The 14557-nt window shown below is 69.7% G+C and carries 12 protein-coding genes; 6 read left to right on the forward strand and 6 right to left on the reverse strand.

What is annotated here, in order from left to right; genetic code table 11:
* Nucleotides 1–11: 11 nt before the first annotated feature.
* The 3 genes from E5CHR_RS00310 to E5CHR_RS00320 are packed head-to-tail and all read left to right on the forward strand — an operon-like array spanning nucleotide 12 to nucleotide 4696.
* The gene (locus E5CHR_RS00310) at nucleotides 12–1412 is read left to right on the forward strand and encodes an aminotransferase family protein (RefSeq protein ID WP_162577836.1); all 1401 of its coding nucleotides are present in this window, start codon (nucleotides 12–14) and stop codon (nucleotides 1410–1412) included.
* A 27-nt stretch (nucleotides 1413–1439) separates the two neighbouring features.
* Nucleotides 1440–2414 (forward strand): Bug family tripartite tricarboxylate transporter substrate binding protein, encoded by a 975-nt coding sequence (locus E5CHR_RS00315; RefSeq protein WP_162577837.1) that lies wholly within the window; start codon nucleotides 1440–1442, stop codon nucleotides 2412–2414.
* Nucleotides 2411–4696 (forward strand): LamG domain-containing protein, encoded by a 2286-nt coding sequence (locus E5CHR_RS00320; RefSeq protein WP_162577838.1) that lies wholly within the window; start codon nucleotides 2411–2413, stop codon nucleotides 4694–4696. The genes E5CHR_RS00315 and E5CHR_RS00320 overlap by 4 nt, the downstream gene beginning before the upstream one ends.
* A gap of 3 nt (nucleotides 4697–4699) precedes the next feature.
* Here E5CHR_RS00320 and E5CHR_RS00325 read toward each other — a convergent pair whose 3' ends face one another.
* Nucleotides 4700–5671 carry a threo-3-hydroxy-L-aspartate ammonia-lyase gene (locus E5CHR_RS00325; protein WP_162577839.1) on the reverse strand — a complete coding sequence of 324 codons (972 nt, stop codon included), beginning with the start codon at nucleotides 5669–5671 and terminating at the stop codon, nucleotides 4700–4702.
* Nucleotides 5672–5841: 170 nt separating this feature from the next.
* Between E5CHR_RS00325 and E5CHR_RS00330 the strand changes: the two genes are divergently transcribed.
* A complete protein-coding gene (locus E5CHR_RS00330) occupies nucleotides 5842–6588 on the forward strand; it encodes a hypothetical protein (RefSeq protein WP_162577840.1) in 747 nt (248 codons plus the stop codon).
* Between the two features lie 216 nt (nucleotides 6589–6804).
* On the opposite strand, the gene E5CHR_RS00335 is transcribed toward E5CHR_RS00330, so the two are convergent.
* From E5CHR_RS00335 to E5CHR_RS00345, 3 genes are read right to left on the reverse strand one after another with little or no spacing between them, the layout of a single operon-like run.
* Entirely contained in the window at nucleotides 6805–8616 is a 1812-nt protein-coding gene (locus E5CHR_RS00335; RefSeq protein WP_162577841.1) for a feruloyl-CoA synthase, read from the reverse strand.
* A gap of 31 nt (nucleotides 8617–8647) precedes the next feature.
* Nucleotides 8648–9592 (reverse strand): 3-hydroxyacyl-CoA dehydrogenase NAD-binding domain-containing protein, encoded by a 945-nt coding sequence (locus tag E5CHR_RS00340; RefSeq protein ID WP_162577842.1) that lies wholly within the window; start codon nucleotides 9590–9592, stop codon nucleotides 8648–8650.
* Nucleotides 9589–10506, reverse strand: coding sequence for a 3-keto-5-aminohexanoate cleavage protein (locus E5CHR_RS00345; protein WP_162577843.1), 918 nt, complete (start codon nucleotides 10504–10506; stop codon nucleotides 9589–9591). The genes E5CHR_RS00340 and E5CHR_RS00345 overlap by 4 nt, the downstream gene beginning before the upstream one ends.
* A gap of 103 nt (nucleotides 10507–10609) precedes the next feature.
* Here E5CHR_RS00345 and E5CHR_RS00350 point away from each other — a divergent pair, with 103 nt between their 5' ends.
* Nucleotides 10610–11317, forward strand: a complete 708-nt coding sequence (locus E5CHR_RS00350) for a Crp/Fnr family transcriptional regulator (RefSeq protein WP_162577844.1) — start codon at nucleotides 10610–10612, stop codon at nucleotides 11315–11317.
* 34 nt (nucleotides 11318–11351) lie between these two features.
* Here E5CHR_RS00350 and E5CHR_RS00355 read toward each other — a convergent pair whose 3' ends face one another.
* Both E5CHR_RS00355 and E5CHR_RS00360 read right to left on the reverse strand, forming a co-directional pair.
* Entirely contained in the window at nucleotides 11352–11567 is a 216-nt protein-coding gene (locus E5CHR_RS00355; protein ID WP_162577845.1) for a hypothetical protein, read from the reverse strand.
* Between the two features lie 113 nt (nucleotides 11568–11680).
* Entirely contained in the window at nucleotides 11681–11962 is a 282-nt protein-coding gene (locus E5CHR_RS00360) for a hypothetical protein (protein WP_162577846.1), read from the reverse strand.
* A 167-nt stretch (nucleotides 11963–12129) separates the two neighbouring features.
* On the opposite strand from E5CHR_RS00360, the gene E5CHR_RS00365 reads away from it, so the two are divergent.
* The gene (locus tag E5CHR_RS00365; RefSeq protein ID WP_162577847.1) at nucleotides 12130–14532 is read left to right on the forward strand and encodes a catalase; all 2403 of its coding nucleotides are present in this window, start codon (nucleotides 12130–12132) and stop codon (nucleotides 14530–14532) included.
* The last annotated feature ends 25 nt before the right edge of the window (nucleotides 14533–14557 follow it).

The raw sequence follows: 14557 nt of genomic DNA on the forward strand, positions 1-14557 counted from the left end.
TCGTCCGCGGCATGAACAACACGGCCCCCATCGCCCGCACCGTCGGCGACACGCCCCAGGGCGGCACCGTCCTCGGCTTCTACGCGCCCAAGGGCTCACCGCGCCCGCCGCGCATTGCGCGCGGCGAGGGCATCTTCCTGTGGGATGCCGACGGCCGGCGCTACCTGGACGCGACCGCCGGCGCCGTGGTGGCCAACATCGGCCACGGCAACCCGCGTGTGCTCGCCGCGATGGCGGAGCAGGCCGCGAGGGTCAGTTTTGCCTACCCGCGCTTCTTCGAGAGCGAGCACAACATCGCGCTGGCCGATCGCGTCTGCGCGCTGGCGGGCGAGGGCTTCGACCGCGCCTTCTTCGTCTCGGGCGGCTCGGAGGCCAACGAATCGGCCCTCAAGCTCGCGCGCCAGTACGCGGTGATCACGGGGCAGGGCAGCCGCAGCAAGGTGATCTCGCGCGACCCGAGCTATCACGGCTCCACGCTCGGTGCGCTCGCGGTCACCGGTGATGCGAACACGCTGAACTTGTACGGGCCGATGATCCGCGCGATGCCCAAGGTGCCGGCGCCGCTGTCGTACCGCGTGCCGGAGGGGCACACGGTGGCGTCCCACGAGATGGCGTGCGCCGACGCCCTCGAACAGACGATCCTGCGCGAAGGCCCCGAGACCGTGCTCGCCTTCATCCTCGAGCCCATCGGCGGCCTCTCGACCGGCGCGGTCGTGTCCTCGCCCGCGTACTTCGAGCGTGTGCGGCAGATCTGCGACCGCCACGGCGTGCTCGTCATCTACGACGAGATCATGAGCGGCGCCGGCCGCACCGGCGCCTTCCTCGCCGCGCACCACTGGCCCGCCGCGCGGCCCGACCTGGTCACCCTCGCCAAGGGGCTGGCCGCGGGCTACACGCCGCTGGGCTGCCTGCTGGCGCCCGACCGTATCGTCGACGCGGTGGCCGGCAGCGGCGGCTTCGTGCATGGCCACACCTACTTCACCAACCCACTCTCGTGTGCGGTCGCGCATGCGGTGGTCGACGAGGTGATCCGCCAGGACCTGGTCACGCGGGCGCGCGAACGCGGCGAGCTGCTGATGGCGCGGCTGCGCGACATCGCGGCGCGCTCGCCCATCGTGGGCGACGTGCGCGGCAAGGGACTGCTGACGGCCATCGAGATCGTGGCCGACAAGGCCACGCGGCGGCAGCTGCCCACGTCCTTCAACGCGCCCGCGCGGCTGACCGAGCACGGGCTGAAGCATGGCATCGCGCTCTACAACCGGCGCGCCAATCTCGGCGCCTTCGGCGACTTCCAGATGATCACGCCGCCGCTCACCATCAGCGAGGCCGAGATCGACACGCTGGCCGAGCTGCTCGAGACATCGCTCGCGGATCTTGCCGACGAGATCGCGCGCAAGGGCCTCGCGGCCTGACCTTTTCCCATCCTCCAAAGGCTCACCATGATCCATCGTCTCCTGCAGACCGCGCTGGCCTGCGCCAGCCTCGCCTTCGCCGCTGCCGCGCCCGCGCAGATCGCCGCCAACAAGGGCCCCGTCAAGCTGATCGTGGGCTACCCGGCGGGGGGCTCGGCCGATGTGCAGGCGCGCACCCTGTCCGACAAGCTCGCGGCCGAGCTCGGCACCACCGTGGTGGTCGACAACCGCACCGGGGCCGGTGGCCAGATCGCGGCCGACTACGTGCGCAACGCCGCGCCCGACGGCCTCACCGTGCTGCTGGCCAACATGCACATGATGGTGATGCTGCCCCTGACCTCGAAGTCGGTGCGCTACGACCCGGTGAAGGACTTCAAGGCGGTGGGCCGTGTCGCCAGCTTCTACGAAGGCATCGCCGTGCCCGCCGCGCTGCCGGCCAAGGACGTGAAGCAGTGGCTGGCCATCGCGCGCGCCGATCCGCAGAAGGCCAGCTACGGCGTGCCCGCGCCGGGCAGCGTCGCGCAGTTCATGGGCTACCGCCTCGGTGCCGAAGCCAAGGTCAACCTGGTGGCGGCACCCTATCGCGGCGCGGCGCCGCTGGTGCAGGACCTGCTGGGCGACCAGATCGCTGCCGGCATCACGCCCATCGCCGACCTGGTGGCCTACCAGCAGGCCGGCAAGCTGAAGGTGCTGGCGGTCAACGGCGCGAAACGCGCCGCGCTGCTGCCCGACGTGCCCACGCTCAAGGAGCTGGGCCAGCCGCACTTCGACAACCTCGAATGGACCGGCCTGTTCGTTCCGGCCGGAACGCCCAAGCCCATCGTCGACCAGCTGCATGCGGCGCTCGGCAAGGCGCTGGCCAACAAGGAGGTGCAGGAGCGGCTGCTCAAGCTCAGCAGCGATCCGCATCCGAGCACCGGCGAAGAGCTGAGCCGGCTCATCGAAGACGACCTCAAGCGCTGGGGGCCCGTGGTCAAGGCCTCGGGCTTCACCTCCGAATGAGCAGCCTCCCCCCGCACAAGCCGCTTCATCTCCCCGGGGTCCATGGCTATGCCGACCACAAGAGCGTGGCGGCCGGCGAACTGCTGCGCTTCCACGTCAGCAACGACCGGCCCTGCCAGCTCTCCATCTGCAGGCTGGGCAGCGACGTGGAAGGGCGCAGCGACGACGTGGTGCTGCATCGCTTTGCGCCGATGGCGGCGCGGGTGCAGCCCATTCATCCGGGCTCGTATGTGCATGTCGACAAGGGCTTGCCCGCCGCCCTGCCGTTGCGCGGCCTGACGGTGGAATGCTGGGTCAAGCCGTGGCGTGTCGACGTGCGGCAAGGCCTTGCCGGCCAGTACGATTTTCCTGCGCATTGCGGCTGGGGCCTCTTCATCGAGGCAGGCGGCGCATTGGGCTTTCATCTCGGCGATGGGGGCGCCTTTCGCGCCGATGCGCTGCAGGCCCGGGGCCGCCTGGTTGCGCGGCGCTGGCAGCATGTCGCGGCCACGTGGAACGGCCGCGTCGCCGCGTTGTGGATCGATGGCGCGCCGGCCGGGCAATGGGAGGCCGCGCGGGAAGTGCGGCCCGGGTCCGCACCGCTGCGCCTCGGCGCCGCCGCCATCGATGGCCTGGCCGACCTCTTCGCGGACGCCGACCTGCTGATGCCTGCGCTGTACGACCGCGCGCTGGACGCGGAGGAGATCGCGCAGCGCTTTGCGCAACGCGGCCTGGTCGTTCCCACCGGCCGCTCCGTGCTGGCGTGCTGGCCGCTGCGCGAGGAACGCGGCGCGCTGGTGGCCGATGCGAGCGGCCACCAGCGCACTGGCCGCATCGTCAACCATGCCACCTGGATGATCGTCGGGCCCGCCTTCGAACCCGCCCGGGTCGGCGCCCGCGAAGACACCGAATCGAGCTACGACCCCTTCAGCGATCCCACGCGCGGCCACGGACTGCGGCTGGCCAGCGATGACCTCTACGATTGCCGCTGGGACGCCACGCACGAGTTCCGCGTGCCGGAGGACGCCAGGTCCGGCCTCTACGTCGCTCGCCTGCGCTTCGAGCTCGACGGGCGCGAGGCGGACTACGACATCACGTTCATCGTGCGCAAGCCTGTGCATGCGGCGCCCGCGCCCGTCCTCGTGCTGTGCGCCGTCAACAGCTGGCTGGCCTATGCGAGCACGCCCTTTGCGAAGAACGTGGTGGACGATCCCGTGTGGCCGCGCCGCTCGGCCGGCCTGGAGAGCTGCCACCCGCAGGCACCCGCCTATTGCAGCTACACCTATCACCGCGCCGGCCAGCCCTGCTACCAGGTCGGTCTGCGCATGCCGTGGCCCAACGCGAGCCCCAATGCGCTGTACGACCCCGAGGGCAGCGGCTTCAGCCAATGGGCGCGGCTCGAACGCCGGCTCCATGTGTGGCTGGAGCGCGAGGGCTACGACTTCGATGTCATCGGCGACATCGATCTGCATCGCGACCCGTCGCTGCTCTCGCGCTACCGCACGGTCATCGTCAACGGCCACAGCGAATACTGGTCGACCCCGGCCATCGATGGCCTGGACGACCATCTTCGCCGCGGCGGCAGCGCGATCGTGCTTTCGGGCAACACGATGTACCTGCGCGTGAGCTACGACGAGGACATGAGCGTCATGGAGCAGCGCAAGGTCAACGGCCCTGGCCATGACGAAAGCGTACCGCCGGTGGGCCCGCCCGCGGGCCCCTTCGGCGAGCAGTACCACAGCCAGGACTGGGCGCGCGGCGGCCGGCTCAAGGCTTCGGGCCGCTCGGCGGCCGACATCATCGGCCTCGAAACCGCGGGCTGGGCCTTCGCCGACGGCGAGGACTTCGGCGTCTACCACGTGAGGCAGCCGCGGCACGCCTTGTTCAACGAGCCGCATCCGCTCGGCCTCGCCGAAGGCCAGACCTTCGGCCATGCACCGGACGGCGGGCTGCCGCGCGCGATCGGCCACGAGTGGGATCTCACTGTCGCCACCCTGGCACGCATGACGAAGCAGGTGCCGCCGGGCGCGTCGCTGCCCGAGCCGCAGCGGGGCATCGAGGTGATTGCCCAGGGTCTGCGCCGCGTGCCCGGCCCGCTCGACACCTACCTCGACTGCTTCTCGAACGTCACCGAATCCATCGACGGCCTCTCGGCCGAAATGATCTACTGGGAGCGCCCTCAGGGCGGCCGCGTGTTCCACGCCGGCGCGGTGGGCGCGGCCTGGGTGCTGGGCAGCGACCCGGTCTTCGGCCGTTTGCTGCGCAACGTGCTGTACCGCTTCGGGGTGCAGCCCAGGGAGTGAAGCTCAGCCCGCGAGCAGGGCGCCCAGGCGCTCCACATCGATATTGCCGCCGCTGATCAGCACGCCCACGCGCAGGCCGCGCAGCTGCGCCTTCATCTCGCGCGCCGCCGCGAAGCCCAGGCAGCCAGTAGGCTCCACCACCAGCTTCATGCGCGTGGCGAAGAAGCGCATGGCCTCCACCAGCTGTGCGTCGCTCGCCGTCAGCACGTCGTCGACATCGCGGCGGATGACGGCAAAGGTGTGCTGCCCCAGGTGCTGCGTCTGCGCGCCGTCGGCAATCGTCCTGGGCGTGTCGATGTGGACGATGCTGCCGCTGCGAAAGGACTGCTGCCCGTCGTTGCCCGCCTCGGGCTCCACGCCGTAGAGCTTGCACTGCGGCGCGAGCGCCCGCGTGGCCAGCGCGGAGCCGGAGAGCAGCCCGCCGCCGCCGAGCGGCACGAACAGCGCATCGAGCGGGCCCGCTTCCTCGAACAGCTCCTTCGCCGCCGTGCCCTGGCCGGCCATCACGTCGGGGTGGTCGTAGGGCGGGATCAGCGTCATGCCGTGTTTCTGCGCCAGGTCGCGCCCGATCTGCTCCCGGTCGTCCTTGTAGCGGTCGTAAATCACCACCTGCCCGCCGTAGCCCTTGGTCGCCGCCACCTTCGCGGCTGGCGCATCGTGGGGCATCACGATGGTGGCGGGCATGCCGAGGATGCGCGCCGCCAGCGCGATCGCCTGCGCATGGTTGCCCGAGGAGAAAGCCACCACGCCGCCGCGCCGTTGCTCGTCGTCGAACTTCGCGAGCGCATTGAAGGCACCGCGGAACTTGAAGGCGCCCATGCGCTGCAGGTTCTCGCACTTGAAGAAGAGCTGCGCGCCCAATTCCTCATCGGCGGTGCGCGAGCGCAGGACCGGCGTGCGATGGGCGTGGCCTTCGAGCCGCCGCGCGGCGGCGGCGACATCGTCGTAGGTGGGAAGGTTCAGGGTGCCTGGCATGGCGATGGTTCCTGTGTCCTGGACGGATTGCTATGTGTGGGCGAATCGTCGAAGCCGCCTCGAATCGCCGGCCATTCTATTGAGACGATGGCCTGATCGATTCGCCGCGCGCGTCGTGATTTTTCCCTTGCTGCCCTGTTCGCAGGACGCCGACCTGCCGATACACAAGCATGAGCACGTGGAAGACGCCGGCCATGGGCGCGCCGAACTACCGAATCCTGCAGCGCGAAGGCTGCACGGTCGTGTACGGCCACATGCCGCTGGGTGCCTGGCTGCGCCTGTTGCGCCAGGCCAGCGACCTGCATGTGCTGCATGCCGACGTGGCGCGCATGCTGGGCGCCACCGCCGTCATCGGCCCGGCCGAGGGGCTCGCCCGCATCCGCGAGCAGGAGGCCGCTGCCGCAACCGGGCGGGTGCGCGCGCAGCTGGGGCGCGCCGCGCGCCGGCTGGACGCACAGGCCGTGCGCTGGCTGGCGGCCGGTGAGCAGGGACTGTCGAGCCTGGCGCTCTTCACGTTGCTGACCGGCGTGCGCCCGCCCCACTACGGCGGCAGCGCGCTGGACCTCCCGCGCGACGCCCGGGAGTTCCGGCGCTGCCGCCTGCTGGTGGAACAGGTGCCCTCGCTCGAGCGCCCGCTGCAGCAACTCGCGCGCCGCGTGGCCGACCCCGAACTGGTTTCCTGGGCGGCCCTGGCCGAGACCTGGAAGGACCTCTGCGCCCAGATGGACCATGAATGGCCATCCTGGCGCACACAGGCTGGCCGGGCACCGGGCGTGAACGCGATGCTGGCTTGCTTCCAAGAGGTCGAGACCGATCGCGCCGTGCTCCAGGCCAGCCGAACGACCGCGTCGCTGCCGCTGTCCCATGGTTTGTCGAATCGATTCGCGGGCCCGGGCGATGCGCGCTGGCTGATGTAGCGTCGCGAGGGAATGCGAAGGCCGAGCGCAGAAAGCGCGAAACCTTCGCTCTTCGCGAAGGCAGGGGACGGGCGGCTCCGCTGGCCGCGCATTCGATCGAGTAGATCGGAGGCTTTCTGACGCCGCTGCCGCGATTGCGGAGGTGCGCTGCAGAATCCGGCCCTTTTCAAGAAGAACAAGGGTCGATGTGATGACTACGAGGGGAGGTTCCGAGCCTCAATCGATTCGCACGACCTCCCCATCCTGCGCATCCCCATACACCCGCTCCACCTCCACCGCGCGCCGCACCAGCACCGCGCGCTGATTGACATACCCCTTGTCGGTGATCTCCCCCGCATCGATATCCGGTGGCGATTCCAGCACCAGCGCGCGCACCGGGCATCGCGAGGAGCCCGCGCCCTCGTCGCGCAGGGCGATCATCGTGCGCCGCAATGCGGCCATCAGTTCCTCGCGTGGCCGCTGTGCAGCTTGCGCGCTCGGGAACACCAGCATGCCGACGGCATCGCGGTCATGCCCGGTGATCACCACGTCCTGCACCAGCGGCGCCAGCCGCGACACCAGTTCCACGCGCAGCGTGCCCACCGACACCCAGGTGCCACTTGAGAGCTTGAAGTCCTCGGCCACGCGGCCGTTGAACATCACGCCGCACTCCGGCCGCTGCGCATCGACCAGATAGCCCGCGTCGCCGATGCGGTAGTAGCCCTCTTCGTCGAAGGCCTGCGCGGTCTCGCGCGGCGCGTTGCGGTAGCCGGGAAAGACGGAGACGCCCTTGACGCGCATCTCCAGCTTGTCGCCGCTGGGCACGAACTTCAGCTCTAGCCCCGGCAGCGGCGCGCCGATGCAGCCGGCACCGTCGAGCTTCCAATGGGCCGAGGTGACGGCCGGCGAGGTCTCGGTCGCGCCCCACGAGGTCGTGAGCCACAGCGGCGCAGCCGGCCGCGCGCGCTTGGCCACCGCCTCGAGCCGCTGCCAGGTCGAGGGCGCGAGCGCCGCGGCGGCATAGAAGCACAGCCGCAGGCGCGACAGCACCTCGGCCGCGAGCGCCTCGTCGGCCTCGAGGAAGGGCAGCAGCATGTCGTAGCCGCGCGGCACGTTGAACAGCAAGGTGGGCCGCACCTCGCGCAGGTTGCGCACCGTCTTGTCGATCAGGCCCGGCGCCGGCCGGCCTTCGTCGATGTAGAGCGCGCCTCCACGGCTGAGCACGATGTTGAAGTTGTGGTTCGCGCCGAAGGTGTGGCTCCACGGCAGCCAGTCCACCAGCACGGGCGGCTCCTGGTCCAGGAAGCGCCAGGTCTGCGCGATCATCTGCTGGTTGGCGCACAGCATGCGGTGCGTGTTGATCACCACCTTGGGCCGGCCGGTGGAGCCCGAGGTCAGCAAATACTTGGCGTGGGTGTCGGGCAGGATGGCGTCGAAGGCCTGCATCACGGCCGGCGTTTCTTCGGTGGCCAGCAGTTCGTCGAAAGCGCGCGCGCCGGGATGCGCGTCGGCGTTGCGGCTGAAGACGGTGATGGCGTCGACGCCGCAGCCGGCCAGCACGCCGCCGTAAACCTTCGCGTCCGAGGCATAGATCAGCGCGGGCTCCAGCGCCTGCAGCATGCCGTGCAGCCGCGACGGGTCCTTGGCCATGCGCGAGTAGGCGCTGGAGAGCGAGCAGGCCGTGCGGCCGATGTGCATGGCGGCCAGCATCAGCACCGCATGATCGATCGCGTTGTCCGAGAGGATCACCACCGGCCGATCCTGCGGCACGCCCAGGTCGAGCAGGCCTTGCGCTACCGCGCCGACGGCATGGCGCAGCGCGCGGTAGTCCAGCTTGCGCCAGCCTTCGCTGCTCTCGTCGCGCTCGGCCAGCGCAAGTGCGGCGGGCGTCTCGCGCGCCCAGCGCTCCAGCCATTCGCCGATGCAGCGGGCGTACGGCCGCAGCGCCACGGGCGAGCGCAGCGCAAAGGAACCGTCGTCGAAGTCGATGCGGACCGTGCGGGGCGGGGCGAGCTGGGTCTCGTCGTCGAGGAAGCCGGTGGCTTTCATCGCTGTCTCCTGGCGGTCGAAGGCCGCTTTGTTATTCCAGTGTGCCGGCGGCCGCCTTGGCGCGAATCAGGTCCAGCAGCAAGGTGTCGCGCGTGCGTTCGAGCTCGCTGGTCCGGCGCTCGCCGAGTTCCGCGGCAACGCCTTCGGCGACCCGCTGCCTGAGTTCCGGCGTCATGGACGGCGAACCGAGGTCGTGCCACCAGTCCTCGATCGGCCCGCCGAGGTGCGCCAGCACATGCGCGATGCCGCCGGCGCCACCCGAGAGGTGCAGGTTCATGAAAGGCCCCATCACGGCCCAGCGCAGCCCGGGCCCCTGAGAGATCGCGGCGTCGATGTCGGCCACCGACGCCACGCCCTGCTCGACCAGGTGGAAAGCCTCGCGCCAGAGCGCCGCCTGCAGCCGGTTGGCGATGTGGCCCTTGACCTCGCGCTTCACGTGGATCGGCCGCTTGCCGATGCCGGCATAGAAGGCCATCGTGCGCTCCACGACATCGGCCGAGGTGCGCTCGCCGCCGATCACTTCCACCAGCGGGATCAGGTGCGGCGGATTGAACGGGTGCCCCAGCACCACGCGCTCCGGGTGCGCGCAGCCTGACTGAATGCCGCTGACCGTCAGCCCCGACGAGCTGGAAGCCAGGATGGCGTGCGGCGGCGCCACGGCGTCCATGCGCCGGAACAACTCGATCTTGAAGTCCATGCGCTCGGGGCCGTTTTCCTGCACGAAGTCGGCTTCGCGCACCGCGTCTTCCAGCGACGCATGGAAGCGCAGCCGCGCGGTGGAGGCGCCCTCGGCCAGCCCGGAGCGCTCGAGCGTGGGCCAGTGCTGCGCCACGGCCTCGCGCAGCCGCGCCTCGGCGCCCGGCGAAGGGTCGGTGGCATCGACATCCAGCCCCTGCGCGAGGAACCAGGCGGCCCAGCTGGCGCCGATCACGCCGGTGCCGACCACCGCGACGCGTGCAATGGCGACCCCGCTCACGGCGCGAACTCGGGCTTGGGCAGACCCATGCGCGGCAGGCCCATCATGTCGCGCGCCTCGGCCGGCGTGGCGGGTTCCAGGTCCATCTCGTGCAGGACGCGCACGATCCGCTCGGTCAGCTGCAGGTTGGTGGCGAGCTCGCCATGCCGGTAGTAGAGGTTGTCCTCCAGCCCCACGCGCGCATGGCCGCCCAGCAGCAGGGCACTGATGTTGGCCTCCAGCTGCGAGGGCCCGATGCCGCTGACGCCGAAGATCGCGCCCTTGGGCAGCGTGTCGACCATCATCTGCAGGTGGCGCGGCGAGAAGGGCATCGCGTTCTGGAAGTTGCGGTGCACGTTCATCACCAGGTTGATGAAGTAGGGCGCCTCGTCGAGCCCTTCGTTGATCAGCGTGGTCGTGTCCTGCAGGATGTGGGTGGGGCTGAACACCTCCCACTCGGGCTTGATGCCGCGTGCCTTCATGCCGGCGGCGAGTTCGCGGCCCTTGCCGAGCGGCGTGTCCATCAGGATCTCGCGGCCCTCGAAGCTCAGGTTGAGCGTGGTCGCGTCCAGCGTGCACATCTCGGCGCCCGCATCCATGCCCTTCACGCGCTCCTCGAAGGCGATCTCCCAGCGCCCGCCCGGCAGCGGCTTGACCATGTCGCCATGCACGCCGCCGCCGGTGGAGTTGTTGATCACGATGTCGCAGCCGGCATCGCGGATGCGCTGGTTGATCTCGCGGTACACCGCCGCGTCGCAGGTCGCGCCGTCGTCCGGCCGCCGCGCGTGGATCGCGGCCACGCTGGCGCCGGCCTTCCAGCAGCGCACCACGTCGGCGGCGATCTCGGCCGGCTGGGTGGGAAGATGGGGGTTCTGCGATTTGTGCGCCATGCCGCCCGTGGGGGCGATGGTCACGATCACCTTGCGCTTGGACATCGATCGGTCTCCTTGGATGAGCGCGCTATTATTTTTGGCCGCCGCCGAGCCCACAGTCATCGCGACGACATTTGGTGTCAGGGTTTACGCGGCAGGAGCGTCGATGCACAACAAGCCGAGCCGCAGACAGGGCGCCTCTCTTTCCATCCCCGACCTGCTGCAGCGCTCGGGCTGGTTCCCGCTGCTCGACGCCGCGGCCCAGGCGCGAGTGCTGGACGAAATGCGCGAGCTGCCTGTGGCCGCCGGCAGCGCGCTGTGCCGGCGCGGCGACACGCCGCTGCACTGGTATGGCACGCTCGAAGGGCTGCTCAAGTGGTCCGTCACCGCCGACGACGGGCGCACCGTCACACTGGGCGGCCTCTCGGTCGGCAGCTGGTTCGGCGAGGGCACGCTGCTGCGCGCGCTGCCGCGCTCGGCCGATATCGTCGCGCTGCGCGACAGCCGCGTGGCGCGCCTTCCGGTAGAGACCTTCGAGTGGCTGCACCAGACGCAGCTGAGCTTCAACCACTTCCTGCTGCGCCAACTCAACGAGCGGCTGCACTGGTTCATGGGCAACTACGCGGCGCACCGGCTGCTCGACGCCGACAGCCAGGTGGCGCGGGCACTGGCGGGGCTGTTCCACCCCTGGCTGCACCCAGGCAGCGACGTGCACCTGCAGACCTCGCAGGAGGAAATCGCCAACCTCTCGGGCCTGTCGCGCCAGCGCTGCAACGCAGCGCTCAGCCGGCTGCGCGAGGCGGGGCTGCTGCACATCGAGTACGGCGGCATCACCGTGGTCGACCTCGAAGGCTTGCGGCGCTACGTCGAGTAGCAGGCTTCGACCGTGCCGGCGCGGACGGCAAGCTTCAGTGCTGCTGCTGTTGCGTCTTGCGCAGAGGCTTGGCGCCGGGACTCTGCGGCTGCTCTCCAACGTCGGCAGGGCCCGCGTGCGGTCGGAGCGTGCGCCGCTCGCCGTGTTCTTCTTCGAACCGGCGCATGTATTCGTCGCGCCACCGCTCGGAGTCCGGGTCGCGCTGCGGCCGGTGCATTTCCGGACGGCGGGGGACGGCATGTCTTGGCATCGAAGGTTCCTGGAGGAGCGACTGCCCTCAAGGTAGCGAACGCGCGGTGCGGCGATGTCAGGGTGCCGCGAAAGCGGCCGTGGGAGAACTCGCACGCGCCCCTCTGCGAAAGCTCAGAACTTGTGCGTGAGATGAGGCGGGCCGGCCTCGTCGCCGGTGCTCTCGTCGTCCACGGAGGCGAGCTTGAGGCGGGCGGCTTCGTGCCGTACCTTCAGCTCCGCGTAGCGATCGCGTTGTGCGAGCCTTGCAGGCGTCTGTTGCATGCAGGCAATGTAGAAGCGCGACTCCTCCGCATCCATGCCGAGCAGCACTTCCTGGCCGCGTCCATCGATGGCCAGGGCGCTGCGGCCTTGCAGCTCGGTGCGTTGTGCTTCGGGCATTTCGAGCATGTTCATCATCGGCTCCTCGGACAGGTTGGCTCCAGGCATTCGTAACAGTCTGCCATCGCATTCCGTGCAGCGCGAGGGAGTTGCCGCACTGCCGACGCGGTCACCGCTGACATCGTCGAGCTCATCCATGGACTCGAATCGCGGTCCCCACGCACACAACCAGGAACCATCTGATGCCGACCTCCAGAAAAACCCCCGCCGGCGCCGCTGCCGGAAAGACTGCGGCCAAGTCCGCTGCGCGAAACACCGCCAGTGGCCCTGCGCGTGTGCAGAGCGCCGGCGACGATGCGCTCGCTGCCCACGCCGCAGAGTCGAACGCCATGGCTGCTGCCATGCCGTACAACCCGAACAAGATGCTCGATGCCGGGCGGGAAAACGCCGTGGTGCCGCCCGAAGGCACCACGACGAAGCCACCGTCCGCGCAGGCCGGCGCGAGCACATTGAGCGAGGCGAATGTCTCGCCCAAGACCGGCAAGGGCGCCGCGCCCGGCGAGAACCGCACCGCCGGCTCGCTCGACCGCGTGCGCGTCGATTCGACGGGGCAGGTGCTCACCACCAACCAGGGCGTGCCCATCGCCGACAACCAGAACTCGTTGAAGGCGGGGCTTCGCGGGCCGGCGCTGCTCGAAGACTTCATCCTGCGCGAGAAGATCACCAACTTCGACCACGAGCGCATCCCCGAGCGCATCGTGCACGCGCGCGGCTCGGGCGCCCATGGCCACTTCGAGGCCTACGAGTCGCTCACGGACCTCACGCGCGCCGCCCCGTTCCAGGAAAAGGGCAAGGTCACGCCGGTCTTCGTGCGCTTCTCGACCGTTGCCGGCGAGCGCGGCTCGGTCGACACCGCGCGTGACGTGCGCGGCTTTGCGGTGAAGTTCTATACCGACGAAGGTAACTGGGACCTGGTGGGCAACAACATCCCGGTCTTCTTCATCCAGGACGCGATGAAGTTCCCCGACCTCGTGCACTCCGTCAAGCCGGAGCCGCACCACGCCATGCCGCAGGCGGCCAGCGCACACGACACGTTCTACGACTTCATCTCGCTGTCGCCCGAGTCCACGCACATGATGATGTGGACCATGAGCGACCGCGCCATTCCGCGCAGCTATCGCATGATGGAAGGCTTCGGCGTGCACAGCTTCCGGATGGTGAATGCGGCGGGCGAGAGCCGCTTCGTCAAGTTCCACTGGAAGCCGAAGCTCGGCACGCACTCGCTGGTGTGGGAAGAGGCCGCCAAGATCCAGGGCGCCGATGCCGACTTCCACCGCCGCGACCTGTGGGAAGCCATCGAGGCCGGCGAGTACCCGGAGTGGGAGCTGGGCCTGCAGATCTTCACCGAGCAGGAGGCCGCCAACTGGAGCTTCGACATCCTCGACGCCACCAAGATCGTTCCGGAAGAACTGGTGCCGGTGCGCATCGTCGGGCGCCTGGTGCTCGACCGCAATCCCGACAACTTCTTCGCCGAAACCGAGCAGGTGGCTTTCTGCACCGCGCACGTGGTGCCGGGCATCGACTTCAGCAACGACCCGCTGCTGGCAGGCCGCATCCATTCCTACAAGGACACGCAGATCCTGCGCCTGGGCGGCGCCAACTTCCACGAGATCCCGATCAACTCGCCCGTCGTGCCGGTGCACAACAACCAGCGCGACGGCATCAAGCGCCAGGCCCTGCACCGCGGACGCGTGGCGTACGAGCCCAATTCGCTGGCCGGCGGCTGCCCGTTCCAGGCCGGGGCCAAGGGTTTCGTCTCGTTCCCGGAGCCGATGCAGGGCGACAAGCTGCGCGGCAAGCCGGAGAAGTTCGCCGAGCACTACCAGCAGGCCACGCTGTTCTGGAACAGCCAGACCGAGTGGGAAAAGGCGCACATCGTGGGCGCCTTCCGCTTCGAGCTGTCCAAGTGCACCGTGCCGGCGATCCGGGAGCGCATGGTCTCCAGCCTGGCCAACGTGGCACCGGAACTCGCCGGGCGCGTGGCGGAGGGCCTCGGCATCGCCGTGCCCGCGCCCATGCCGCGGGCCGTGGAACAGCCGCAGGCGTCCGAGGTCGCAAGCTCGCCTGCGCTGTCGCTCACGGCACGGCCCGGCGATGGCGGAATCCGCACGCGCAAGATCGCGCTGCTGGCGGCCGATGGCGTGGACGGCGCCTCGATCGAGGCGCTGCAGGCCGCCCTCGTCGAGGCGGGCGCGATCGCGCGCATCGTCGCGCCGCGCATCGGGCCGGTGCGCACGGCCGAGGGGGGTACGCTCGATGCCGATGCCTCGCTCGAGAACACGCCGCCCGTGCTGTTCGACGCCGTCGTGCTGCCTGATGGGGCAGCGGGTGTCGAGTTGCTGGCACGCGTCGGACAGACCAGCGAATTCGTGGTCAACACCTACCGCCACTGCAAGACGCTGCTGGTGCTGGGTGCCTCGAAGGCGCTGACGGACAAGCTGGGCATGCCGGCCACGCTGCCCACGGGCGAGCCTGATCCGGGCATCCTCTTCGCCGGTGCTGGGGCAGACATGGCGGCGGACTTCATCGCCGCGGTCGCGCGCCACCGTCACCCCGAACGCGACTCCGATCCGCCGCGCTTCTGAGATCGACGCCGCGCGCGCACGCCGC

Source organism: Variovorax sp. PBS-H4 (assembly GCF_901827205.1).
Taxonomy (GTDB): Bacteria; Pseudomonadota; Gammaproteobacteria; order Burkholderiales; family Burkholderiaceae_C; genus Variovorax.